This window comes from Leucobacter faecis, assembly GCF_054456635.2.
The window spans coordinates 20,733-42,297 of record NZ_JBTJEP020000012.1 but is presented as its reverse complement, the minus strand read 5'-3'; the positions used below and the strand labels follow the sequence as shown (position 1 = coordinate 42,297).

The window sequence follows — 21,565 nt, the reverse complement described above, 5'->3', positions numbered from 1 at the left end:
AATAAGCAAACCATAGACGACACTAATAACCTAAATCGCCACTTTCGTAGTGGGCCGCGGCTACAGGCCCACCCACTCCGACACGCCTGCGACGAAGTGCTGCCGCTTCCAAATGGGTACCTCGTGCTTAATGCGTTCGACGAGACGTTCAATCGCTTCGAATGCTTCGCGCCGGTGCGCCGATGCTGCGGCCGCCACGAGCGCAGCATCGCCGATCTCGAGCGCTCCCACTCGGTGCACGGCCGCTAAGCGAATACCGGTGCGCGCATGTTCTTCGGCAACGATCCTCGCGAGAAACCGCTCGGCCTCGGGGTGGCACGAATAGTCGAGCGCGCGCACGCTCTCGCCGCCGTCGTGATTGCGAATAATGCCGTGAAACATGACGACGGCCCCCGCGTCGGGCCCGTCAACGGCGGCCCGCACCGCCGCCTCATCGATAACCTCGTCGGTGACTCTCGCCAGCTGCTCGCTCATGCATTCCTCTCGATCAGCTCGGGCGCTACCTGCGCAACCTCGAAGATACCGCCCGTCACCACGCGCGCGTGCACGCCACCGCGAGCAAGCAATTGCGCGGCCCGCACCGACCGCGGGTCGCGCGCGCAGTGTACGAAGAGCGGCGCGCCCTCCCCCGCCGCCCCGATGAGCGCCGCGATCCGCTCAGGCACAGGATCGCCCGCGCCCGCGGCCGCCTCGATCTCGTCGAGTGGCACGCCCCACGAGCCTGCGATGCGCGACTCGCCCCGCTCCTCGGGCGTGCGCACGTCGATCAGGCAGGGCGCAGCTCCGGATCGCAGCATGCGGGCCAGCTCGGTGGCACTGGTGCGCTCGGGCTGCGCATCTTCGCCCGAGCAGAACAGCTCGTAGTCGATGAGTTCGGTGATCGGGCTCGCCTGCGGGTCTCGGCCGTAGCTGATCTCGCGGGTGCGTGCGGCGAGCGCGTCGTATACGAGAACCCGGCCAATGAGCGGGGCCCCAATGCCCGTGATCACTTTGAGCGCCTCGGTTGCGAGCAGCGAACCGACGGTGCCGCACAGGCCGGGGAGCACACCTCCCACCGCGCAGCTCGGCACCGTGCCTGGGGCGGGCGGCGCCGGAAACAGGTCGCGATAGCCCGGCCCGTGTTCGTGCCACGCGACACCAACCTGCCCGTGGTGCTGCAAGATGGCGCCCCACACGAGCGGAATACCGCTGAGCTGCGCCGCATCGTTGGCCAGGTAGCGGGTCGCAAAATTGTCGCTGCCGTCGATGACAAGGTCGTAGCTGTTGAATATTTCGAGGGCGTTGTCTGAGGTGAGACGTAGGGTATGCCGCACCACATTGACCCCCGGGTCGAGGCGGTGCGCGGCCTCTGCCAGGGAGTCGGTTTTGTTGTGCCCGAGGCCCGCGGTCGTGTGTGTTACTTGCCGGTGCAGATTAGAGAGTTCCACGACGTCATCATCGAGAATACCGATCATGCCTGCCCCCGCCCCCACACCGGCGCCGACGAGGTAGGGCACGCTCGCGCTGCCGAGCCCGCCCGCACCGATCACCAGCACGCGGGCAGCCGCGAGTCTGCGCTGAGCGTCTTCATCAAATCCGGGGAGCGTAAGCTGCCGCTCAGCGCGAGCACGCTGCGCTGCAGTGAGGGGTGCCCCCAGCGAGGCGGCGGGGCCGGGGCGAGTTGCGGTCATACTGGGATCCTACGCTTCTGCGGCCGCGCCTTGGGGAGTGGATAACATAGCAGCATGTCGCAAATCACTGTTCGATACTTTGCGGCCGCGGCCGAAGCGGCCGGGCTTGAAGAAGAGCCCTGGGCAGCTACGACGCTGGCCGCACTACGCGCGGGCCTTACCGACAAGTACGGCGAGCCCATGGCACAGGTGCTGCGCGCCGGCAGCTTTCTCGTCGACGGCGTCGTGCGTCGCGACGACGGGCTGATCGCAGCTCCGGCAGACGCAGCAGGCGCCGCGAGCGGGGTGGGCGCCGCTACGCACCGATCCGGCATCACGGTCGACGTGCTGCCCCCGTTCGCCGGAGGATAGGACAGACATGGCCTGCACGCTAGAGAAGCACCGCGACGAGATTGCCGCGCTGCTGCAGCCGCTGCTCGCGCACGTGCGTGAGAACGCCCCCGAGTCCCTGCACGTTGCCGACCCTGCGCTCGCGGGGCGCGTCACAGCGCGCGAGGTGACGGCCCGTCTGCCGATTCCGGCGTTCACGAACTCCCAGATGGACGGTTACGCGGTGCGCGCGGTCGACCTGGCGGCGGCTTCGAAGCAGTCGCCGGTCACGCTGCCCCTCGGGTACGCGGCGGCAGCGGGTGACCCGCAGCTGTGGCACGCGCCGCGCACCGCCACCCCCGTAATGACGGGGGCGCCGGTGCCGCGGGGCGCCGACACGATTGTGCCCGTCGAAGAAAGTACGAGCGGCGAGTTTGCGCCGCTCACGCGCGCCCCGCGAGGCGTGGCGACCGCAACGAACACCGCCACCGCCGAGTTTCACGCGCTGCCGAGCGGCAGCGCGACGTTTACCGCGCCGAGCCCCGAGGGCCGCTTCGTGCGCCCCGCGGGCGAAGACCTCGCGCACGGAGCGGTTGTAGCAGCTGCCGGCGCAGCGCTCACTCCCACCCGCATCGGTGCGCTCGCGGCGAGCGGCGTGACCGAGGTGGCGGTGCGGCGCAGGCTGCGCGTGCTCGTGTGCGCGACAGGCGACGAGCTTGCGCACCCCGGTGAACCGTGGAACGCAGCGCACATTCCCGACGCGAACGGGCCCATGCTGGCTGCGCTGCTGCGGCAGTACGGCGCAGAGGTCGAGCACACGATCGTGCCCGACGACCCGCAGCTGCTCGCCGAGCGGCTACACATGCACGCTGGTCTCGCCGACCTGATCATCACGATGGGCGGCATCAGCATGGGCGCCTTCGAGGTGGTGCGCGAGGCGCTCGCCCCACTGGGCGGCGAGTTTCACGCGGTCGCGATGCAGCCGGGCGGCCCGCAGGGCTTCGCCCGGGTTCAACTCGCGGGCGTGCCAGACACCCCGGTGCTGTGTTTTCCGGGTAACCCTGTGAGCTCGTTCTTGTCTGCCGAACTGTTTCTCGCGCCCATTCTGCGCGAGTTTGCGGGACTGGCCGAGCCTGAGCCCGGCACGCACCCGCTCGCGCACGACGTCAACTCCCCCGCCGCGAAACACCAGGTGCGCCGCGGCATGCTCACCCCCGAGGGCACCGTGCAGGTGCTCGCCCCGGGCTCGCACCTCGTGCACGACCTCGCGAACGCCGACGTGCTCGTGCAGATTCCCGTGGGCGTGACGCACCTCGCCGCGGGCACCCTCGTAGAAACCTGGAGACTCAATGCCTGACCCGGCTGACCCCGCCGCCCCTGCTGTTCCCGCTGTTCCCCCGCAAGAGTCGCGTCTCACGCACCTGCGCGCAGACGGCAGCGCTCACATGGTCGACGTGAGCGACAAGGCCATCACCAAGCGCACCGCCACGGCCGAGGCGTTGTTCGTCACCCGCGCAGACGTGGTGGCGCAGCTCATGGCGGGTGATCTGCCCAAGGGCGAGGCCCTCGGCACCGCCCGCGTCGCCGGCATTATGGCCGCCAAGCGCACTTGGGAGCTCGTGCCACTGTGCCACCCGCTGCCCATCTCGAAGGTTGCCGTCGACTTCGCCGCCGAGGGCGATTGCGTGCGCGTCACGGCCACGGTTACGACGAAGGGTGTGACCGGAGTCGAGATGGAGGCGCTCACCGCCGCGAGCGTCGCCGCGCTCACCCTCTACGACATGACGAAGGCCGTCGACAAGCACGCCGAGATCACGGGCCTGCGCGTGCTCGCCAAGTCGGGCGGCAAGAGCGGCGACTGGAGCCTTGAGGCGCGAAATGGGGCGGGCGATGCCACGCACGACGCATGATCCGAGTCCCGCCGCTTCACCTGGCGAGCCAGGCACCGCGCCCACTGCCGCGGTGGTTGTCGCGTCGACAAGCGCCGCCGCCGGTGAGGCGCCCGATCGTACGGGCCCCGTGATTGCGCAGTGGCTGCGCGAACGCGGATTCTTGGTTGAGGACCCGATCGTCGTGTCGGACGGGCCGCCGGTGGGCGTAGCGCTCGATAGGCTCCTCAACCCGTTGCTATTGCCCGACGCCGTGGACGACCGCAACCCCTGTCTGGCGCCGAGCGTGATCCTCACTACGGGTGGCACTGGTGTCTCTCCCTCAGATCAGACGCCCGAAGAAACCCGCCCGTACCTCGATGTCGAACTGCCCGGCATTATCGAGGCGATCAGGAGCCGCGGTGCAGCAACTGCGCCGCTCGCGGCCCTCACCCGCGGTGTTGCCGGCTTCGCCCGGACGACTCTGATTGTGAACTTTCCGGGCTCCCCCGGCGGGGTGCGCGACGGGCTCGCGGTGCTCGAGCCGCTGCTTACGCACGCGCTCGCGCAGCGGGCGGGCGGGGGCGCGCACGATGCGCGCCCCCGCATCTAGCCCACTTCGAGGTCGTGAGCGCGAAGCTCAGGCACTTTGGGTGTTAGGCACCCCTTTGGCGGCGCCTGGCGGCCACCAGCAGCGTGGCGCCTGCGAGCAGCAGCGAGACCGTGAGGCCTCCGGCGATCGTTTCTGCACCGCCGGTCGTCGCAAGCGACGGCCCCTGCCGCAACGGTGTTGCGGTGGTTGGTTTCTTATGGTCGGGAGTTGGTTTCTTCGGCGGCACATACGCTTCGACGGTCACTGCGAAGTCGGCGGTGGCGGTGTTCTCGGCCGCATCGACCGCGGCGCAGGTCACCGTGGTGACTCCGGCCATCAGTGTGCTCCCTGACATGGGGGCGCACGAGGGCGCGACCGCGCCGTCCACGAGGTCGTTGGCGCTCGCTACATATGTCACCACTGCGCCAGCCGGGCTGCTCGCGGTGGCGCGCATGTCACTCGGTACAGTAATGATCGGCGCCGTGGTGTCGCGCACGGTTACCTCAAAGTCGCCGGAGGCGATGTTGCCCGCGGCATCGCTCACCTCGCACGTGATCGTCGCCGTGCCGAGAGGGAGCTCGGCACCAGAGGCGGGGGTACATGCGGGGACTAGTGCGCCGTCTACGAGGTCTTCTGCGGTGGCCGTGTAATCGATCGTGGCGCCGCCTGGGCCTTCAGCTTCAATCGACAACGCCCCCGGCAGAGTGAGCGCGGGCTCGGTGGTGTCCTCGATGGTCACCGTGAATGAACCGGTCGCAGAGTTGCCCTGCGCGTCGGTAGCTTCGCAGTTGACGGTCGTATCGCCGAGTGCAAACACGGTGCCAGAGGCCGGCGTGCAGCTCGCGGCCACGGACCCCTCAACAAGATCGCTCGCTGTCACAGTGTACGAGACTTCGGCGCCGTCGGGGCCCTCTGCTTCTGCTGTCACCGAGTCGAGGCCTGCGAGCATCGGGGCGGTCGTGTCGACGAGCGATACTACGAAACTCGCGCTGCCGATGTTGCCGGCGTCGTCTTCGGCTGTGCAGGTCACGGTGGTATCGCCGAGAGGAAAGAGTTCTCCCGAGGCGGGGGTGCAGCTCGTCGGGAGGCTCCCGTCGACGGTGTCGCTCGCGGTTGCCGTAAAGGTGACCACGCTTCCCGCCGCACTCTCTGCCTCGGTTGTGACCGCAGCCGGAGTCGACACGGTCGGCTCTGTCGTGTCACTCACCATGATATGGAATGAACCCGTCGCCGTATTCTGTTGCGAGTCGGTTGCCGTGCACGTGACGGTCGTGTCACCGAGCGCGAACAGCGAGCCAGAGGCGGGCGTGCACGTCGCAGTGAGCGCTCCGTCAACCAGGTCGGCCGCGGTTACGGTGAAGTCGACGGTAGCACCGTCTGCACCCGTCGCTTCAGCGGTGCGGCCGTAGATCCCCAACAGAGTCGGTGCGACACTGTCTTGAACCGTCACCGTGAAGCTCTGAGAACCCGTATTACCGGCAGTGTCGATTGCATCGCAGGTAACCGTGGTGACTCCGAGCGGAAAGGTGGACCCCGAAGCGGGGTTACACGACGGTGTGAGTACACCGTCGACCGCGTCATTGGCGGCCGCGGTGAAATTTACGGCGGCACCACCCGGGCCTGTGGCCTCCGCGCTGATGGGCGCAGGTACGCTAACCACGGGCGCTTCCTCATCACTCACGTGCACTGTGAACGTTGCAGTCGAGCTGTTATTGCGGCTATCGCTTGATGTACAGGTGACAGGCGTCGACCCGAGCGGGAATCGGGAACCGGATGCTGGAGAGCAGCTAACCGGGCGTGCCCCCTCGACGAGGTCTGAAGCTGTGACCCAGTAAGTAACGATGGAGCCACTTGCGTCCTCAGCCACGGCGCGGACCGGCCCTTGGGTGGTGATGCGCGGTCCTGTTGTGTCGATTACGTCCACAGTAAAGCTGCCGGTGCCGACGCTGCCCGCCGCGTCCGTCGCCGTACACGTGACCAGGGTGGAGCCGAAAGGAAACCGCGACCCCGAGGCCGGTGAGCATGTAGGCGTGAGCGCGCCGTCGACGTCGTCTGTGGCCGTCGCGCTATAAGACACGCTGGCGCCCGCGGGCCCTTGCGCCTCGGCGATAACGGGTGATTGCGGTACCGTGACGACCGGCGGGGTCGTGTCGATCACTGGGCCCGCCGAGGGCAGAAGCGTCACCTCAATCGGCGTGATCGTGGAGCTCACATCCACTGAAAAATCACCGAGGTCGCTCGCCCCCAGGCCCGAAACCACCAGGTAGAACGTCTGCTCGGTATAGGGGGCAGGCAGCGCATTGATCGGGGTGGTCATCGGAACCGTCGCACCTGCCCCGCTCCCGTTGATCGAGCCCCAGCAGTTCACATGCGGGCCTTCGGGCAGAAACGCTCCCTGGTACAGGCTGATATTCGCCGCGAATCCCACCGGATTTACGGCGATTGTGAGGTTGGTATCTGCCAAACCGCCCACCTTCACCGCGATCACGCGATAATGCGTCGGAATGCTGCCCACAGCGCAGGGGTTTCCTGCAACCGGGTTCAGGTGGGTGTAGGTCGGGTCGGCGGCGGTGATTGTGCCAGACACCGACCCGGAGTCGGCGCGGGCGCCGGGCACCGCGACAAAGGTCACAATGAGCAGCGCCATGATCGCCGTGCCCGCGAGCAGCACAGCACGACTTTTCCCCCACGAAAGTTTCACATTCTGAATTTTAGACACCGTCAAGAGAGCGATCGATCACTTTTTGTTACGGTTTTGTTGCAATTGCGCTGAGGGCCGGCTGTGGCGGGTGGGCACGGCCTGATCCGGCGCGCGAAAATGGGCAGTGAGACCAATAATCCCCCTCTCGAACACGAGAGGGGGATTATTGTTCACTCACCACAGTGACCGGGGCGAACCCCATTTTCGAGCCTTAGGCCCGAAAGCTATTGCGCGCTACGCCGTGACGTAGGAGTCGGCGACGTTCAACGCCTCGTCGATGATGTCGAGGCCCTTGATCAGGTCTTCCTCTGAGATCACGAGCGGCGGTGCGACCTGCAGACGGTTGCCCGCGGCGAACGGCCACAGGCCCGCGGCCTTGCAGGCTCCGACGACGGCGTTGAACGGGGCCGCGGCCTCACCCGACGCGTTGAACGGTACGAGCGGCTCGCGCGTCTCGCGGTTCTTGACGAGCTCGATCGCCCAGAACAGACCCTTGCCGCGCACCTCACCCACGGAGGGGTGCTTCTCGGCCATCGCCTCGAGACGGGGGCGCACGACGCGCTCACCGAGGTCGCGCACGCGCTCGAGGATCTGCTCTTCTTCGAAGATGTCGAAGGTTGCGACGCCCGCGGCGCAGGCGAGCGGGTGGCCCGAGTAGGTGAGCCCGCCGGGGAACGCCTTCTGATCGAACGTGTTGTGAATCGCCTCGCTAATCACGACGCCACCGAGGGGCACGTAGCCCGAGTTGACGCCCTTCGCGAAGGTCACGAGATCCGGGTTAACCCCGAAGCCCTGGAACGCGAACCACTCGCCGGTGCGGCCGAAGCCTGCCATGACCTCATCGCAGATCATCATGATGCCAAACTCGTCGCACAGCGCGCGCACGCCCTCGAGGTAGCCGGGGGTAGGAATCAAGATGCCGTTGGTGCCGGTGACCGACTCGAGGATGATCGCCGCGATGGTGCTGGCACCCTCGAGCTCGATGGTCGCACGCAAGTGTGCGAGCGCCCGCTCGGTCTCCTGCTCCGGGGTCTCGGCGTAGAACGCCGAACGGTAGGGGTAGGGGCCCGTGAAGTGCACAACGCCCGCGTCGAGCGTGCCGTTGGCCCAGCGGCGCGGTTCACCTGTCAGCGTGATCGCGGTGCCGGTTGAGCCGTGGTACGAGCGGTAGCGTGCGAGCACCTTGTGCTTGCCTGTGTGGTGACGGGCCATGCGCACCGCGTACTCGACCGCGTCGGCGCCACCGTTGGTAAAGAACACCGAACGAGCGCCCTCAAACGAGTGCTCAACGATGCGCTTCGCGAGTTCGCCGCGCACGTCGCTGCCGAGCGCGGGCTGAATCGTCGCGAGGCGGCCCGCCTGCTCTTGAATCGCCTTCACAAGGCCGGGGTGCTGGTGACCCAGGTTGAGGTTGACGAGCTGCGACGAGAAGTCGAGGTACTCGGTGCCGTCGTAGTCCCAGAACCGCACGCCCTCGCCCTTGGCGATGGGCAGCGTGTTGAGCGTGCCCTGCGCCGACCACGAGTGGAAGACGTACTGGCGGTCGTTCTCGCGCACCTCGCGCTGCGCCTCGGTGTCGCCAAAGCTCTGCTCGGCACCGTTCAAGTCCGTGTAATCAGCCATGATGTCTGTTCCGCTCGTCCTAGTGGTTGCTCGGGAAGCCCAGGTCGATCTTGGACTGATCCGGCTCAGGCCAGCGCGTCGTGACGACCTTCGAGCGCGTGTAGAAGTTGATCGACTCGGGGCCGTAGATGTGGGTGTCGCCGAACAGCGAGTCCTTCCAACCACCAAACGAGAACGAGCCCACGGGAACGGGGATCGGCACGTTGATGCCCACCATGCCGGCCTCAACATCGAACTCGAACTGGCGCGCCACGCCACCGTCGCGGGTGAAGATGGCAGTGCCGTTGCCGAACTGGTGCGAATTGATGAGCTCGAGGCCCTCTTCGTAGGTCTCGACGCGCACAACTGCGAGTACGGGGCCGAAGATCTCGTCACGGTACACGTCGCTGTCGGTCTTGACGTGGTCGAGCAGGGTGGGACCTGTGAAGAATCCGTTGCCCTCGAACTTGAAGTCGCGGCCGTCAACGACGACGGTAGCGCCCTGAGCGGCGGCCCCTGCGACGTAGCTGTCAACGCGAGCCTTCGCCTCGGGGGTGATGAGCGGGCCCATGTCGGTGCCCTCGGCTGCGCCGTCACCGATCTTCAAGTCAGCGATGCGGCTTACGAGCTCAGGGATGATGCGGTCGGCCATGTCATCGCCCACAGCTACGAGCACCGAGACAGCCATGCAGCGCTCGCCCGCTGCGCCGTACGCGGCCGAGATCGCAGCGTCTGCCGTGACCTTGATGTCGGCGTCGGGCATAACGAGCATGTGGTTCTTTGCGCCACCGAGCGCCTGCACGCGCTTGCCGTTGGCGGCCGCACGCTCGTAGATGTACTTTGCGATGGGGGTCGAGCCGACGAACGAGATCGCCTTCACGTCGGGGGCGTCGATCAGGGTATCGACGGCAACCTTGTCACCGTGTACGACGTTCAGCACGCCATCGGGCAGGCCGGCTTCGCGGAACAGGTCGGCGATGAACACCGAAGCGGAGGGGTCGCGCTCAGACGGCTTCAGCACCACGGTGTTGCCGCAGGCGATGGCCGAGGCGATCATCCACAGCGGCACCATGATCGGAAAGTTGAAGGGGGTGACGCAGGCGACAACGCCTACGGGCTGCTTGATCGAGTGCACGTCAACGCCGGTCGAAACCTGCTCGTCGCGCTCGCCCTTCAGTACGTTGAGCAGGCCAGCGGCGAACTCGACGTTCTCGAGGCCGCGCGAAACCTCGCCCGCGGCGTCTGAGAGCACCTTGCCGTGCTCAGCGGTCACGATCGCCGAGAGCTCGGGGGTGCGCTGCTTGAGCAGCTGGCGCAGGTTGAAGAACACGTTGGCGCGCTTGGTGAGGCTGGTGCGGCGCCAAGCGGGAAGGGCTGCCGCGGCGGCCGCGATTGCTTCTTCAACGGTCGCGACCGATGCGATCGCTACTTCGTGCTGCTCTTCGCCGGTGGCGGGGTTGTAGACCGCCTGGTAGCGCTCTGCTGCGTCGGTCTTTTCGCCGCCGATGACGTGAGGAATGCGAGCCATTCGTGTGCCCTTTCTAACTGGGGTGAGATACTGCGCCGGATCTAACGGGCATACTGTTCGAGGCCGTGCGCCTCGCCACCACCCATGTTGCCACTAGCCTCTGGGCATATCGAGCGACAAACCATCGCAATCTCTGCCCGGTTTCATACAATGTGTATGTGTCTGATTTCAGTGCTGCGAACGCACCCACTATTACCGTCGACGATGTTCTCTCGTTCCCTGAGCTACGCGCGGGCAAAGCAGAGATCGTCGCAGGCAGAAAAGGGCTGTCACGCACGCTGCGCTGGGCACACGTCGTGGCGGGGCAGAGCGCGATCTCACTGCTTGAGGGGGGCGAGTTGGTGCTCACCACGGGTGCTGGCTGGCCGGTGACGGGCCCCGCACTAGACGATCTCGCAGCGCAGCTCGTCGCCTCAGACCCCGCAGGCGTCATTCTCGAGCTCGGCGGGCAGTATGACTCGGCTCCGCCAGAGCTCATTGCCGCCTGCGAGCGGGCCGGTATTGCGCTCGCGGTGCTGCACGGCGAGGTGCGATTCGTGCAGATCACGCAGCGCGTGCACCAGCGCGTGCTCGCCGCGCAGACCGAGGCGCTCGAGGCGCGGGCAGCGGTGCACGCGATGCTCACCGAGCTCGGACTCAATCGCAGCCCCATCGACTACGTGATCGAGCGGTTGGCCGAAACGATTCAGGCGCCCGTCGTGCTTGAGGACTCTGCCGGCCGCGTCGTCGCCTGGGCGGGCGGCGGCGCAGGGAGCGCAGGGAGCGCAAACCCCGAGCTGGTGCTGCGCGGCTTCGGCGAGATTGCGCCCGCAGCAACAACAGCCGCAACAACAACCACAGCCACAGCGACAGCCACTTTCACCGACAACACCGATCATGTGCCGGTCGAGGCACAGGGCAAACGCTTTGGCAGGCTTACGGCGCTGCCCGGCCCCGCGCACCCCGCTGGCCGCCGCACCGTGCTCGAGCTCGGCGCATTCGCTCTCGCGCTCGGCAGGCTCGCCGACCCCGAGGGTGATCAGTGGTTGCAGCTGAGCTCAAAGCAGCTGTTCGACACGCTGCTGAGCGGCAGATTTCGGCGCGACGCCGAGGTGGCGGCGCAGCTGCGCGCCGCAGGCCTGCCCATCGACGGGCGCATGTTGCAGGGCGCTACGCTGCGCGGCACGGGTGACTTTGGCGCGCACGAGTCGCTCGAGCGCGCGGTGCTTGAGACCGCGCTCCGGCGCGCGGTCGCCCCCGAGGGCCGTGTGATCTTGGTGCCAGACCCAGACGACCGCTCCCCCAACCCCGCCCTGCTCGCGCTGCTATCGTTTGCGCCAGGCGACCCGCGCGTGCAGATCGCGCAGACCCCACCGCTCGCTACGCGTCTCGCGCACGAGCTCGACATGCTGCTGCCCTCGACGACACCCCGCCCCTGGCGTGCGCACCTGGGCCTCGGAGCCCCCGGCCGCGGGCTACGTTCGCTCATCACGTCGCTCGAGCGCGTGCGCGCCTCGGGTCACCTCGCCCCCACCGCCAAGACCGGCCGAGTCACGGTGCAGCAGGCCGAGCGCCAGGCGCTCGCGTATCTCATGCGCGGGCTCGCCGCGCTGCCCGAAGTGCAGGAGTTTGCGAGTGACACCCTGGGGCCGCTCATCGATCACGACGAAGCCACCGGCCCCGGCCACTCGGGCGACCTCATCACGGTGCTCGAGGCGTACCTCGCGCACCCCACGAACCGCTCGCTCGCAGCCCAGAACGCCCGGCTCTCGCGCTCGGTGTTCTACCAGCGGCTCGCGCTCATCGAAGAGCTGCTCGCGGTCGATCTCGCCGACGGCGGCACGATCGCCACTCTCGCGGTCGCGCTGCACGCGCGCCGCTAGCGGCCGCGGCAGCTTGGAAAGATCCGGATCATGCCGCGCACTGCGGTGACGGAGTCGCTCGCAGGATCCACGCTGCTAGGGCGTCGCGTTCCAGAGCGCCGGGTAGTCGTACCCGAGCCCTGTGACGAGCCTGCGCAGGGCGGGTAGCGACAGCCCGATCACGGCGCTCGGGGCACCCTCGATGCGCTCAATGAACGCGCCCGCGAGGCCGTCGATCGCGAAGCCGCCGGCGAGCTCGAGCGGTTCGCCTGTGGCGACGTAGGCCGCGAGCTCGGCGTCGGTGACATCGGCGGCGAGCGTCACGCGCGCCGTATCGACTGCGCCGGCCGCACCGCGCTGCTGCCCGCCTGTGTGGTCGATGAGCCAGTGGCCCGAGTGCAGCGAGCCCGTGCGGCCGCGGTGCGCTTTCGAGCGTTCGAGCGCGACCTCGGGCAGGTGCGGCTTGCCGAGGATCTCGTCGCCGAGCAAGAACATGGAGTCACCGCCGAGCACCAGCCCGTCGATCTCGTGGCCGTGGCGTCGCACGACATCTTCGGCTTTGAGCCGGCCGAGATACTCCGTGAGCTCTGGCGCGGTGAGCGGGCGGCCGAGCTCGGCCTCGCGCTGGGCGACCGCGGCGTCTTCGTCGACCTCGGGTGAGAAGCAGATCGGTTCGATACCGGCCCCGCGCAGCACCGAAAGGCGGGCGGGCGAAGTGGAGGCGAGATACAAGCGCATAGCCAAAATACTAGCTATTTGCATGTCTGCGTGCGAAGATGCGCGCATGGGCCACCTCATCTATGCAGCAACCACCGAGTACGCCATTGAAGACCGGGCGCTCGCCCATTTGAAGGCCGCTGTCGGCGTGAAGTTGCGGCTCCACGAAACATTTTTCGTGAGTTGGTCGTTTACGCCCGAGCAGGGCAGCGGGCGCGTTTCGCTGTGGTGCGGGCCTTCGATACCAATGATCTTTCGGTTCTCGGGCAGTCGCCCTGTTGAGCTGAACCCCGTGTGGGTCGAGGTCTTGACTGAGCTCGGTAACTCTTCGCGGGGTATCCAGCTGCTCACCGAACACGAGGCCGAGCGGTATCACGCGGCACATCACGGTTAGTCTCGCTCACTGCCCACGCAAGCTGACGCTAACCCTCTCACTTTACGCCTCATATTTGGTGAGAGCCAGGGGGTGGGATTCGCTCCGTTTGAGGCATACTCTGGCGTCACCATGAGGTTTAGCGCCGCGAGGTGCTTGAGATCGAACGGAGGATCGCCATGTTTACACTCAACGACCAAAGTTCATCGGGCGGGGCCCGGCATGCTTCTGACGAGCCGCAGGGTCTGTCAGAAGATTTGGCGCAAGATGAACCGCTTGAGCCACGTTCTGTTGGAGACGACGCGGCTGCGGCTGCGCGCCCGTCGAAGGAAGCCCCGCATCCCGCGTCTCGCTACGACGCTGGCACAGGGCAGGGCACCCTCTTCAGAATGCCGCAGGGCGATGTCATCGAACACCCCGTGCTTGACGGCGCTACCGAGGGCCGCGCCGCCCAGCGTGCCACAGAGAACCCGTTTAGGGGCCACAGGGACCCTGCGATGGGCGAGTGGAACTACGTGCATCCGCACGATCACGAAGACGAGGTCGCGTACGAGCCCGAGCGTAGACGCGAGCGCGAGGCCGAGGAGGCCGCGCACGCAAACGACCCCGAGCCGCGGCACTGGTACAAGTACGACCCGTTTCGTGAAGAGCGCAACCGCGAAAAGGCCGAGGCGCGGGCGCACGAGGCGCACGAGGAGCACGAGGGCCGCGAGGAGGGCTAGCGCGTTGGCAGCGCGCGATGCTCATAGAACTCGCGGCGCTTTCGGCATTAACGGCACTTACGGCGTGCGCCGCCGCAGCGTAAGCGCCGCGAGTCCTAGCGCGCCAACGGTTACCGCGGCGATCACGATGAGCGGCGCCCCCAGCGTCCAATCGGTGTCGCCCGCTGCCACTGCGTTCACCGCATCAACTACGTAGCTCAGCGGCATCCAGTCAGAGATTGCCTGCAGCACGTCTGGCATGGCGTCGCGCGGCAGCAGCAGCCCACCAATGAGGATCTGCGGAAACACGATGAGCGGCATAAACTGCACCGCCTGAAACTCGGTGCGCGCAAACGCGCTCGCGAGCAGCCCCAACCCTGTGCCGAGCAGCGCATCGAGCACTGCCACAAGTCCCAATAACCACACCGACCCCGTCACCTCGAGCCCGCACACGAGCACCGCAAACGCAACCGTGATCGTCGCTTGCAGCGCGGCGACCAGTCCAAATGCGAGCGCATAGCCCACGATGAAGTCGGCCTGGGTAAGCGGCGTCGTCATGAGCCGCTCGAGGGTGCCAGATCGACGCTCGCGCAGGGTCGTCACGCTCGTCACCACAAACATCAAGATGAACGGAAACAGGGCGAGAATCGGGCCGCCATAGTGGTCAAACGCACCCTTCTGGTCGCTCATTAGCCATGCCAACAGACCCACGAGCAGGCTCGGCGCGGCCAACAGCAACGCCACCGACCGGTGGTCGTGCGACAGCTGCCGCAGCACACGCGCGGCGGTCGCGAGAGTGCGCACGGGGCTCATGAGCTGCTCGCTTTCTCAGCGCGCGCGATAACCTCAAGAAATGCTGCCTCCGGGTCGTTCGTGCCAGTCTCAGCGAGCAGATCACTGGGCGAGGTGTCAGACAGAATGCGGCCGTCACGCATGAGCAGCAGCCGGTCGCAGCGCAGCGCCTCGTCCATCACGTGGCTGCTCACGAGCAGCGTCACCCCCTCGCTCGCGAGCCCGCGAAAAAGGCTCCAGAGCTCAGCACGCAGCACCGGATCAAGGCCCACCGTTGGCTCGTCGAGCACGATCAGCTCTGGCTCGCCGAGCAGCGCCACAGCGAGCGACACGCGCCCCTGCTGGCCACCACTCAGCGTGTGCACGCGGCGGCCCGCCTCGGCACCGAGGCCGACCCGTTCGATCGCACGCTCGGCGGCGCCTGCGCCGAGCCCCCGCACACGGGCAAAGTATCTGAGATTCTGTGCGACTGACAGGTCGTCGTAGACAGACGCCGCCTGCGTGGCGTACGCGACCCTCGTGCGCAGCTGCGCGTTGCCGGCTGGGTATCCCAGTACCGTCAAGTCGCCCCGCACTCGAGCCTGCACCCCTACGATGCTGCGCAAAAGCGTACTCTTGCCACACCCCGAGGGGCCGAGCAATCCGGTGATCTGCCCGACCGGAATATTCAGGTCGAGGCCGTGCAGCACTTCTCGCCCGCCCCGTCGTACGGAGAGGGCCGTGCTCGATATCGCGAAGCCGCCGTGCTTCATGCGCCCATAATAAACCCGCTAGCGCGCGAGCGCGAGGAATCGTGTAACTCTGTTGCGAATACCCGAAGATAAGGGGGTACCCGGTTCTTGTAGAGGATACGATGATGAAGTTCAGGGGCGGTGGAAGCTACGGGTAAATGCGATTCCTGCGCCCTTGTGCCACAGTGGCGCCCCGTATAGTGGCGTAACGGGCCCTAGACAAACCAGCTCCGCTGAAAGACCAGCGTGGCCACCGGGGAACCCTTCGAGGAAACCTGCACATCCCACTCGAAAGGCATCACACCGATCACCACTCCCTCTATTGTCGGCCCTGCCACCCGGGCGCTCTTCCCAAAGATAGCTACTTCCCGCTCCTTAAAACAGGGGGTTTCTCAGTGACTCCGTTATGAAAATCGCGCCATTCTTTGAGCCCGCCTTGCAACAGCGGATCCAAGGGCGTGTCGGCCAAAAGCCATTCCATAAACCCCACCACAATGAAGTTCGGTACCTCAGCTTCGCTTTCAGAAATGCCCTGGTTCAGCACTGCGAGAAACCGCACTACATCATCTGTTCTAGACACCACATTAGTCTCAGCCCACTCAGCTGCAGCACCTAAAAAAAGTATGTGTTGAGGTCCCCATCTTCGTCTTCCAGATTCTTCTCCAAAATCGGAGCGAGCGCAGGAATCTTCACCGCGAGGTTTCTGCAAAAAGCTTTATTTGCTTCGTGGGTTGCATCAAATTCAGTTTCCATTTAGCGCGTCCTTAATCTCTTTCAACACCCTCTGAGCGGTCTCGATATCCGACGGATCAGTATCCTTGTACTTTTTCAGCCAATTGACCAACGAGTTACGAACTCTTCGCCCCTTATCGACATGATCGCTGTTACCGATTTTTTCGCCTGTACGCAACTCGTACCTGATCGCGTCAGCCAAGAAACCATCCCCACCTTTGAGGGGCCTGCTACCTTCTCGCATATAAGCCTGGGTGAGGCGGTTCTGGAGGTCTGAGTCTTTGACTTTTGGGGGTTTCGCAATCGGAGTCGGTCTAGGTTTCGGAGCCTCCCTTCTACTCCTACTGCACTGGTGTCACTTCGTCGCGGAAGATCGAGGCGGCCTGCATGGTCGATGTGGCTTACCTGGTAGTGACTGGCAGCCTTGTCCCTGACCATACCGAACCGTGAGCCAAGTCGGGTGAATAGCGGCCTGAGCTTCAGCCCGGGCAGCACGAAACGCTCCCTCATAGCGGAGCATCGTAGCCGCGGCCCGGTTAAACGCTGCCGGAGCGACCGCCAAGTGCCCGTGCTCCTTCGGCGTGAAAGCACGCCAAGCCTCCCCGGCAGCTCCCTGCCAACTGGGGAGCTGCATCACTTGCCAGGCCTGAGACATCTGCTGCGCTGGCGCTGCGCCGCTGCCAACATTCTCGAGGGCCGCGGCTATCGCACCGGGGCTTCCAGGGATCAGCGCCCCAACACATAAACTTCCCGTGACCATCAGGTGCTCACGATCCCACCGCCAGAGCCATTAGCTCTGGGAATTCCTTTATTGCCTTCGACGCGGCCTGCAACAGCCTACTCAAGCAGATTTCCTATGACGAACATTGTCCAACTGTGAGATCGCCAACTCCACTTCAGTTTCGGTGAAACCAAATCGCGTTTCAAGCTCCCAATCTTCAAGTTCTTCAAGCGAAGCAGTCAACGCAGCGATGCACCAAGAGACCTCCATGGGTTCGATAGCAAGAAGGATCTGGCCAGTCGACAACGGAGTCGAATGTAGTGCTCCTCGACTCGTGGGTAGCGGCTCATCAAATGTCCAGAAAAATTGACCGTCGGCAACTGCATCCTCATGCTCTCTCGATGCGAATTCCACTGAAATCTTACGCAGACAGCTGAGAAGTTCCATTGCATTTTCGCGCAGAGTTCCAACCCGTTCGGCGAAGGCGTCTCCGCGAAGCTCCTCATTCGCTTCCCGGATTCCACTACGAAGCAAACGCAGCCCCTCAGAAGTCGTGAAGAGGCAAATTTCATTGTCCGCCGCCCAGGAATTATCTGAAAGCGCTTCGAATTCCGGCGTGTAAAGCAGAGGGTCAAAACTTAATAGGCGCATATAGCCACTTCTTACTATTCTTGAGGTCCAGAAAGTAATCGTTGCCTTCAATCGGTCTAAAGGCCTTCACCCCCCGTCTGGATTCTTAGGGTCAACTATCACGGTGGTTCCGTCTTTCCAGTAGGCCGATCGGTCCCTCGGAAGGTCGATCTTTTCGCCGTTGGTTATTACGTCGTCGACCAGTCGAGCGAACTGCTCTTGAGAGGTTATTCCTGGAAATTCACCTCGTTTTAACACGTGCTTTTCAAAGGCATGGCCCTTGGAGAGTTTCTCAGCAATCTTGCTTACCTGACCAATATCCCCAACATCTTCTCCGGCTCGTCCGAGCGTCCCGAGTTTCCCGATCTTCGCGAACGCGAGCACGAACAGGCCAAGTTCTCCCAGCACTCGGCCTGCTCCGCGCGCGGGGTTCCCGCTCTGCCAATGCTCGAGACCGATCATGTCCCCTGATTCGCCCCGGGCGTGGGTTTAGTTCCTATCTTCCTGGTTGAAAGATCGGAACTAAACCCACGCCCAGGGCGAATCATTCTCGCTTTGACGGACTTCGTTCCGACTCGATGCTCGTCAAAGAAAACAAGGAAACAGGAACAACTCAACTTGAGAGACCCGGGGGGGGGATGATCAGGCACTCAAGGACTTTGAAGAGCTCACTGTCGGGCTTAAAGTTAGAGTAGACGACAAAGGGGTGCAATACGCGACGTTCTCTGACGGCCGCACTGTCAACGTGCGCGAGTTCAGCTCTGAGGGGCACCCGACACTTGAAGTGTTCGACGCAAGTCAAACCCCTAAATCTCGAACAAAGTTTAGGTATAAAGATTGATCCGAGAGATTTCAGACACCGCAGAGCGCAACGAGGTGTTTCGACGAGCTTACGTGTTCGCAAAGCCCAACGAGAAGCATCTGTCTCACACTTGGTTGAAGCGAGCAGATATATTTTGTGTCGCACAAGAGAATGAGAATCATTCGGTACATCGAGATGGTGCCGCTCTTTCAGGAGCTTTTAGGAGCATGCCTGATTCGAAGTGGTTCCTCGTTGAGGTATCCAATTCCGGGTTAGCTAATCCGGTCGAGCTTGTTCGGCCAGTGGAATCACTATTGGATAGCGATCCTGAGCCTTTCCCCGGGAATTGGGACGTCCTCTCCTTCCTACTGTTCAGTGATACCCATGACGCGGCAATTCTCTATTCAGCTCCCTATGAATACAAGTTAATTGCAGGGTCCGCACAGTTCGTGAGGAAATACATCGAAGGTAGCGAGGACGAGCCCCTGGCGGAACTCCAGAGCTGGTTTGAAGAAGATATCCGCATTCGTCGAGACAAAGGGCAGCTCAAGCAGGCAGAAGAGATCCGTAAGACTCTGAATACGGCTCTCGCTCAGGTGAAACTGCCTCCCAGTTTTGGCTAGGGCATGTCGCCCAGACTGTCACTGTATTTTATGGCATCGTTGATAAGTGTCACGTTTCGCAATTGTCGCGGACTCTCAATGGGTTATGAACGCTCCGCATCTTCCGAGCCCTATGGAGGAGCAAGGTTGAGATGATCAATAGCTCATACAAAGTGGTGCGAGATCCCGAGATTCGGCAGCAAGTATTTGAGCGGGCACGACTGCTTGCCGGGCCTGACGAATATCGCCTCGCTGCTAGCTGGCTTGCTCGCCCAGATGTCTTGGTCATACCGGTAGATAACGAGAATCATGCCGGAGAACAGCACGTTGAGCCACTCCGTCGTGCTTGCGCTGTTTACCCGTCTGCTCGATGGTACACCGTCGCAATTTATTCTGGCGAATTCTCCAATCCCCTAGAAATCATCGCCCCAGCGCGCGCCCTGACTTGGGAGACTGATAAGTCTCAGCCGCTTGGAGCAGCGTATGCGGGCCAGTCGTTCCTTTTCTTCAGCCTCGAGGATTGCTCGGCGATCTTGTTTTCAGAACATGAGTTTGCTCTTATTACTGGAAGCGCTCCTTTTGTAGAGGCCTACTTTGGAGATCTAGATGAGGCATGCCGAGGGTTCGAAAGGGCTCTTGCTGAACAGCGGGTTCTTTGGGCGCGCAGCGCGAAAATGGTTGAGGAATTTGACCGCAGAGAGGCTGTTATTCAAACCCAGATAAAACTACCGAGGTGACCGATAACTGCTGACCAAGATGGGCTCCGATGACTTCAAATTCAAGTAACTATGAGAATTGTGACAGCATGATCACCCTCAATACTTACGACGATGCGCAATTGTTGACGCTGGCCGAGGCTCCCGCAAGTGAATACAATTCAGACTTATGTTTTTCGTTGACGGTGGCATCACCGATGGTTCGCGCCTCTTCACCATTTCAAGTTTCGCAATCTCGACTTTCACTTTTTCTAGGCCAGACTGCCCAAGACGAGGTAACGCTCCATGACGAAAACGGTGACGGGCTCATCAAGGTCCTGAAAGAAGATTCCCTCGGCCACTATCGAATTACCGTTGAAGTCGGAGGCCCGTGGGACGATCAAGCGCGGGTATCATTCAAAACTGATCAGACAGCCATCTCATCTTTCTTCCACTCCCTTACGATCGCGCTCGCCACCAAAAGCCCAGGGTAATTAATCTAGAATTTTGCGACGCAAGCTGGGGTGGCTTCTTATACCTGGAGTAGGCGCGGCCGCACAAAAAACTGACCGGCTCACACGGGCGCACAACCAGCCAGGCTCTGGGAGAATAGACGCATGGTATCTACCCCGCAGAACTCTGCACTCTCCATCGGCGACACCGTCGAACTCGAGGTCACCGGCATCGCTCACGGCGGTATCTGCGTGGCTCGCCACGACGGTCGCGTCGTCTTTGTCTCTGACGCGATTCCCGGCGAGCGCGTGCGCGCCCTCGTCACCGACGCCAAGAAGAAGTCGTTCGCACGCGCGACGACCGTCGAGGTACTCGAGGCTTCCCCGCACCGCCGCGATCACGTCTGGGCCGAAGCGTCGGTCGATCGCGCTCCCGAGGACCGCGTGGGCGGCGCCGAGTTTGGACACATCAATCTTGACCACCAGCGTGCGCTGAAGGCGCAGGTGCTCACCGACTCGATGCGCCGCTTTGGCGGTATTGAGCTCGCCGAGCTGGGCTTCGACCTCGCGCACCCCGAAGAGGGGCGCGTCGAGGCTGCCCCCGGCGATGACGAGCGCAACGGCCTGGGCTACCGCACCCGCGTACGGCTGCACGTTGACGAGGCGACCGGCATGGTCGGCCCCTACGCCGCACGCAGCCGTCGCATCATCGATGTCGAAAGCCTGCCGCTTGCAAACGACGAGATCGGCCAGATCGCGCCGCTCGGCGAAGAAATGCAGGGCGTCGAGTCTGTCGACCTGGTGGCTCCGTCAGGGGACGACCCGCGCATGCTGCTGCGCCTGAGCGGCGAGAAGACGCGCTCGGGTGAAGGCGATGCAGTGGGCGAGCTCGTCGAGGAGCGCGGCTTCGTCGTGCGCGCAGGCGGCTTCTGGCAGGTGCACCGCGAGGCCCCTGCCGTGTTGTTTGCGGCTGTACGCGACGCGGTGCAGGGCCTCATAGAGCAGGGCGTCTTCGACAATAGCGCCGCGAACCTCGACCTCTACGGCGGCGCGGGCTTGCTCGCGGCTGCCATGCTCGAGGCCGCGGGCCCCACGCTCAAGGTGACCACCGTCGAGGCCGACTCAGGCGCAACCGAAGACGCGGGCGAGAACCTCGCCGACTTTGTGGGCGCGCTCGCGATCACCGCACGCGTTGACCGCTACCTGAGTGAGCTCCTCGCTGCTGCTGCTCCCGTGCGCGGGCGTCTTCGCCGCGGCACCGTGGTGCTCGACCCGCCCCGCTCAGGCGCGGGCGGCGACGTCACTAAGCAGCTGGGCGAGCTCGCCCCCGCCAACATCATCTACGTTGCGTGTGACCCCGTGGCGCTCGCCCGCGACACGAAGACGCTGCTTGACGCCGGCTACAAGCTCACGAGCCTGCGCGCGTTCGACATTTTCCCGCACACGCACCACTTCGAGTCGCTCGCGGTGTTTCAGCGCGCATAGGCCGCGCGGCGGTGCATTGCA

At 64.0% G+C, this 21,565-nt stretch carries 24 protein-coding genes; 11 read left to right on the top strand and 13 right to left on the bottom strand.

What is annotated here, in order from left to right:
* Nucleotides 1–60 precede the first annotated feature (60 nt).
* The gene (locus ACXR2T_RS10480; protein WP_458838985.1) at nucleotides 61–474 is read right to left on the bottom strand and encodes a molybdenum cofactor biosynthesis protein MoaE; all 414 of its coding nucleotides are present in this window, start codon (nucleotides 472–474) and stop codon (nucleotides 61–63) included.
* A complete protein-coding gene (locus tag ACXR2T_RS10475) occupies nucleotides 471–1,670 on the bottom strand; it encodes a ThiF family adenylyltransferase (RefSeq protein WP_458838984.1) in 1,200 nt (399 codons plus the stop codon). The genes ACXR2T_RS10480 and ACXR2T_RS10475 overlap by 4 nt, the downstream gene beginning before the upstream one ends.
* A 54-nt stretch (nucleotides 1,671–1,724) precedes the next feature.
* Between ACXR2T_RS10475 and ACXR2T_RS10470 the strand changes: the two genes are divergently transcribed.
* The 4 genes from ACXR2T_RS10470 to ACXR2T_RS10455 are packed head-to-tail and all read left to right on the top strand — an operon-like array spanning nucleotide 1,725 to nucleotide 4,460.
* Nucleotides 1,725–2,021 (top strand): MoaD/ThiS family protein, encoded by a 297-nt coding sequence (locus ACXR2T_RS10470; RefSeq protein ID WP_458838983.1) that lies wholly within the window; start codon nucleotides 1,725–1,727, stop codon nucleotides 2,019–2,021.
* 7 nt (nucleotides 2,022–2,028) lie between these two features.
* Nucleotides 2,029–3,336: a molybdopterin molybdotransferase MoeA gene (locus ACXR2T_RS10465; RefSeq protein ID WP_458838982.1), complete on the top strand. Its 1,308-nt coding sequence runs from the start codon at nucleotides 2,029–2,031 to the stop codon at nucleotides 3,334–3,336.
* Nucleotides 3,329–3,889, top strand: a complete 561-nt coding sequence (gene moaC, locus ACXR2T_RS10460; RefSeq protein ID WP_458814449.1) for a cyclic pyranopterin monophosphate synthase MoaC — start codon at nucleotides 3,329–3,331, stop codon at nucleotides 3,887–3,889. The genes ACXR2T_RS10465 and moaC overlap by 8 nt, the downstream gene beginning before the upstream one ends.
* Entirely contained in the window at nucleotides 3,870–4,460 is a 591-nt protein-coding gene (locus ACXR2T_RS10455) for a MogA/MoaB family molybdenum cofactor biosynthesis protein (protein ID WP_458814451.1), read from the top strand. Before moaC ends, ACXR2T_RS10455 begins: the two co-directional genes overlap by 20 nt.
* A 43-nt stretch (nucleotides 4,461–4,503) precedes the next feature.
* Here ACXR2T_RS10455 and ACXR2T_RS10450 read toward each other — a convergent pair whose 3' ends face one another.
* From ACXR2T_RS10450 to ACXR2T_RS10440, 3 genes are all read right to left on the bottom strand, one after another.
* Complete coding sequence (locus tag ACXR2T_RS10450) at nucleotides 4,504–7,140, bottom strand: HYR domain-containing protein (RefSeq protein ID WP_458814453.1); 2,637 nt, start codon at nucleotides 7,138–7,140, stop codon at nucleotides 4,504–4,506.
* A 234-nt stretch (nucleotides 7,141–7,374) separates the two neighbouring features.
* The gene (locus ACXR2T_RS10445; RefSeq protein ID WP_458814455.1) at nucleotides 7,375–8,763 is read right to left on the bottom strand and encodes an aspartate aminotransferase family protein; all 1,389 of its coding nucleotides are present in this window, start codon (nucleotides 8,761–8,763) and stop codon (nucleotides 7,375–7,377) included.
* A 19-nt stretch (nucleotides 8,764–8,782) separates the two neighbouring features.
* A complete protein-coding gene (locus tag ACXR2T_RS10440; RefSeq protein WP_458814457.1) occupies nucleotides 8,783–10,270 on the bottom strand; it encodes a CoA-acylating methylmalonate-semialdehyde dehydrogenase in 1,488 nt (495 codons plus the stop codon).
* A gap of 158 nt (nucleotides 10,271–10,428) precedes the next feature.
* On the opposite strand from ACXR2T_RS10440, the gene ACXR2T_RS10435 reads away from it, so the two are divergent.
* The gene (locus ACXR2T_RS10435; RefSeq protein ID WP_458838981.1) at nucleotides 10,429–12,132 is read left to right on the top strand and encodes a PucR family transcriptional regulator; all 1,704 of its coding nucleotides are present in this window, start codon (nucleotides 10,429–10,431) and stop codon (nucleotides 12,130–12,132) included.
* A gap of 75 nt (nucleotides 12,133–12,207) precedes the next feature.
* Here ACXR2T_RS10435 and ACXR2T_RS10430 read toward each other — a convergent pair whose 3' ends face one another.
* On the bottom strand, nucleotides 12,208–12,849 hold the full coding sequence (locus tag ACXR2T_RS10430; RefSeq protein ID WP_458838980.1) for a Maf family protein: 642 nt from the start codon (nucleotides 12,847–12,849) through the stop codon (nucleotides 12,208–12,210).
* Nucleotides 12,850–12,871: 22 nt separating this feature from the next.
* Between ACXR2T_RS10430 and ACXR2T_RS10425 the strand changes: the two genes are divergently transcribed.
* Entirely contained in the window at nucleotides 12,872–13,222 is a 351-nt protein-coding gene (locus ACXR2T_RS10425) for a DUF7882 family protein (protein ID WP_458814463.1), read from the top strand.
* A gap of 158 nt (nucleotides 13,223–13,380) precedes the next feature.
* A complete protein-coding gene (locus ACXR2T_RS10420; RefSeq protein ID WP_458838979.1) occupies nucleotides 13,381–13,923 on the top strand; it encodes a hypothetical protein in 543 nt (180 codons plus the stop codon).
* Between the two features lie 57 nt (nucleotides 13,924–13,980).
* On the opposite strand, the gene ACXR2T_RS10415 is transcribed toward ACXR2T_RS10420, so the two are convergent.
* The 7 genes from ACXR2T_RS10415 to ACXR2T_RS10385 all read right to left on the bottom strand — a co-directional run bounded on the left by ACXR2T_RS10415 (nucleotide 13,981) and on the right by ACXR2T_RS10385 (nucleotide 17,916).
* Nucleotides 13,981–14,715, bottom strand: a complete 735-nt coding sequence (locus ACXR2T_RS10415) for an ABC transporter permease (protein ID WP_458838978.1) — start codon at nucleotides 14,713–14,715, stop codon at nucleotides 13,981–13,983.
* Entirely contained in the window at nucleotides 14,712–15,446 is a 735-nt protein-coding gene (locus ACXR2T_RS10410; RefSeq protein WP_458838977.1) for an ABC transporter ATP-binding protein, read from the bottom strand. Before ACXR2T_RS10410 ends, ACXR2T_RS10415 begins: the two co-directional genes overlap by 4 nt.
* Before the next feature lie 340 nt (nucleotides 15,447–15,786).
* Entirely contained in the window at nucleotides 15,787–16,005 is a 219-nt protein-coding gene (locus ACXR2T_RS10405) for a hypothetical protein (RefSeq protein WP_458838976.1), read from the bottom strand.
* Between the two features lie 32 nt (nucleotides 16,006–16,037).
* Entirely contained in the window at nucleotides 16,038–16,178 is a 141-nt protein-coding gene (locus ACXR2T_RS10400; protein ID WP_458838975.1) for a hypothetical protein, read from the bottom strand.
* A 334-nt stretch (nucleotides 16,179–16,512) separates the two neighbouring features.
* The gene (locus ACXR2T_RS10395; RefSeq protein ID WP_458838974.1) at nucleotides 16,513–16,917 is read right to left on the bottom strand and encodes a putative T7SS-secreted protein; all 405 of its coding nucleotides are present in this window, start codon (nucleotides 16,915–16,917) and stop codon (nucleotides 16,513–16,515) included.
* Nucleotides 16,918–16,998: 81 nt separating this feature from the next.
* Nucleotides 16,999–17,580 (bottom strand): hypothetical protein, encoded by a 582-nt coding sequence (locus tag ACXR2T_RS10390; protein ID WP_458838973.1) that lies wholly within the window; start codon nucleotides 17,578–17,580, stop codon nucleotides 16,999–17,001.
* Between the two features lie 15 nt (nucleotides 17,581–17,595).
* The gene (locus tag ACXR2T_RS10385) at nucleotides 17,596–17,916 is read right to left on the bottom strand and encodes a hypothetical protein (protein WP_458838972.1); all 321 of its coding nucleotides are present in this window, start codon (nucleotides 17,914–17,916) and stop codon (nucleotides 17,596–17,598) included.
* Nucleotides 17,917–18,537: 621 nt separating this feature from the next.
* Here ACXR2T_RS10385 and ACXR2T_RS10380 point away from each other — a divergent pair.
* The 4 genes from ACXR2T_RS10380 to ACXR2T_RS10365 all read left to right on the top strand — a co-directional run bounded on the left by ACXR2T_RS10380 (nucleotide 18,538) and on the right by ACXR2T_RS10365 (nucleotide 21,544).
* Nucleotides 18,538–18,933, top strand: coding sequence for a hypothetical protein (locus tag ACXR2T_RS10380; RefSeq protein ID WP_458838971.1), 396 nt, complete (start codon nucleotides 18,538–18,540; stop codon nucleotides 18,931–18,933).
* 131 nt (nucleotides 18,934–19,064) lie between these two features.
* Complete coding sequence (locus ACXR2T_RS10375) at nucleotides 19,065–19,649, top strand: hypothetical protein (protein ID WP_458838970.1); 585 nt, start codon at nucleotides 19,065–19,067, stop codon at nucleotides 19,647–19,649.
* Nucleotides 19,650–19,717: 68 nt separating this feature from the next.
* Nucleotides 19,718–20,101 (top strand): hypothetical protein, encoded by a 384-nt coding sequence (locus tag ACXR2T_RS10370; RefSeq protein WP_458838969.1) that lies wholly within the window; start codon nucleotides 19,718–19,720, stop codon nucleotides 20,099–20,101.
* Nucleotides 20,102–20,224: 123 nt separating this feature from the next.
* On the top strand, nucleotides 20,225–21,544 hold the full coding sequence (locus ACXR2T_RS10365) for a class I SAM-dependent RNA methyltransferase (protein ID WP_458838968.1): 1,320 nt from the start codon (nucleotides 20,225–20,227) through the stop codon (nucleotides 21,542–21,544).
* Nucleotides 21,545–21,565 lie beyond the last annotated feature (21 nt).

What these genes read in the sequence shown, in the direction of transcription:
- ACXR2T_RS10480 (WP_458838985.1), bottom strand. Translation starts at nt 474, where the DNA reads ATGAGCGAGCAGCTGGCGAGAGTCACCGACGAGGTTATCGATGAGGCG.
- ACXR2T_RS10475 (WP_458838984.1), bottom strand. Translation starts at nt 1,670, where the DNA reads ATGACCGCAACTCGCCCCGGCCCCGCCGCCTCGCTGGGGGCACCCCTC.
- ACXR2T_RS10470 (WP_458838983.1), top strand. Translation starts at nt 1,725, where the DNA reads ATGTCGCAAATCACTGTTCGATACTTTGCGGCCGCGGCCGAAGCGGCC.
- ACXR2T_RS10465 (WP_458838982.1), top strand. Translation starts at nt 2,029, where the DNA reads ATGGCCTGCACGCTAGAGAAGCACCGCGACGAGATTGCCGCGCTGCTG.
- moaC (WP_458814449.1), top strand. Translation starts at nt 3,329, where the DNA reads ATGCCTGACCCGGCTGACCCCGCCGCCCCTGCTGTTCCCGCTGTTCCC.
- ACXR2T_RS10455 (WP_458814451.1), top strand. Translation starts at nt 3,870, where the DNA reads ATGCCACGCACGACGCATGATCCGAGTCCCGCCGCTTCACCTGGCGAG.
- ACXR2T_RS10445 (WP_458814455.1), bottom strand. Translation starts at nt 8,763, where the DNA reads ATGGCTGATTACACGGACTTGAACGGTGCCGAGCAGAGCTTTGGCGAC.
- ACXR2T_RS10440 (WP_458814457.1), bottom strand. Translation starts at nt 10,270, where the DNA reads ATGGCTCGCATTCCTCACGTCATCGGCGGCGAAAAGACCGACGCAGCA.
- ACXR2T_RS10430 (WP_458838980.1), bottom strand. Translation starts at nt 12,849, where the DNA reads ATGCGCTTGTATCTCGCCTCCACTTCGCCCGCCCGCCTTTCGGTGCTG.
- ACXR2T_RS10425 (WP_458814463.1), top strand. Translation starts at nt 12,872, where the DNA reads ATGTCTGCGTGCGAAGATGCGCGCATGGGCCACCTCATCTATGCAGCA.
- ACXR2T_RS10420 (WP_458838979.1), top strand. Translation starts at nt 13,381, where the DNA reads ATGTTTACACTCAACGACCAAAGTTCATCGGGCGGGGCCCGGCATGCT.
- ACXR2T_RS10415 (WP_458838978.1), bottom strand. Translation starts at nt 14,715, where the DNA reads ATGAGCCCCGTGCGCACTCTCGCGACCGCCGCGCGTGTGCTGCGGCAG.
- ACXR2T_RS10410 (WP_458838977.1), bottom strand. Translation starts at nt 15,446, where the DNA reads ATGAAGCACGGCGGCTTCGCGATATCGAGCACGGCCCTCTCCGTACGA.
- ACXR2T_RS10400 (WP_458838975.1), bottom strand. Translation starts at nt 16,178, where the DNA reads ATGGAAACTGAATTTGATGCAACCCACGAAGCAAATAAAGCTTTTTGC.
- ACXR2T_RS10395 (WP_458838974.1), bottom strand. Translation starts at nt 16,917, where the DNA reads ATGGTCACGGGAAGTTTATGTGTTGGGGCGCTGATCCCTGGAAGCCCC.
- ACXR2T_RS10380 (WP_458838971.1), top strand. Translation starts at nt 18,538, where the DNA reads ATGCCTGATTCGAAGTGGTTCCTCGTTGAGGTATCCAATTCCGGGTTA.
- ACXR2T_RS10375 (WP_458838970.1), top strand. Translation starts at nt 19,065, where the DNA reads ATGATCAATAGCTCATACAAAGTGGTGCGAGATCCCGAGATTCGGCAG.
- ACXR2T_RS10370 (WP_458838969.1), top strand. Translation starts at nt 19,718, where the DNA reads ATGATCACCCTCAATACTTACGACGATGCGCAATTGTTGACGCTGGCC.
- ACXR2T_RS10365 (WP_458838968.1), top strand. Translation starts at nt 20,225, where the DNA reads ATGGTATCTACCCCGCAGAACTCTGCACTCTCCATCGGCGACACCGTC.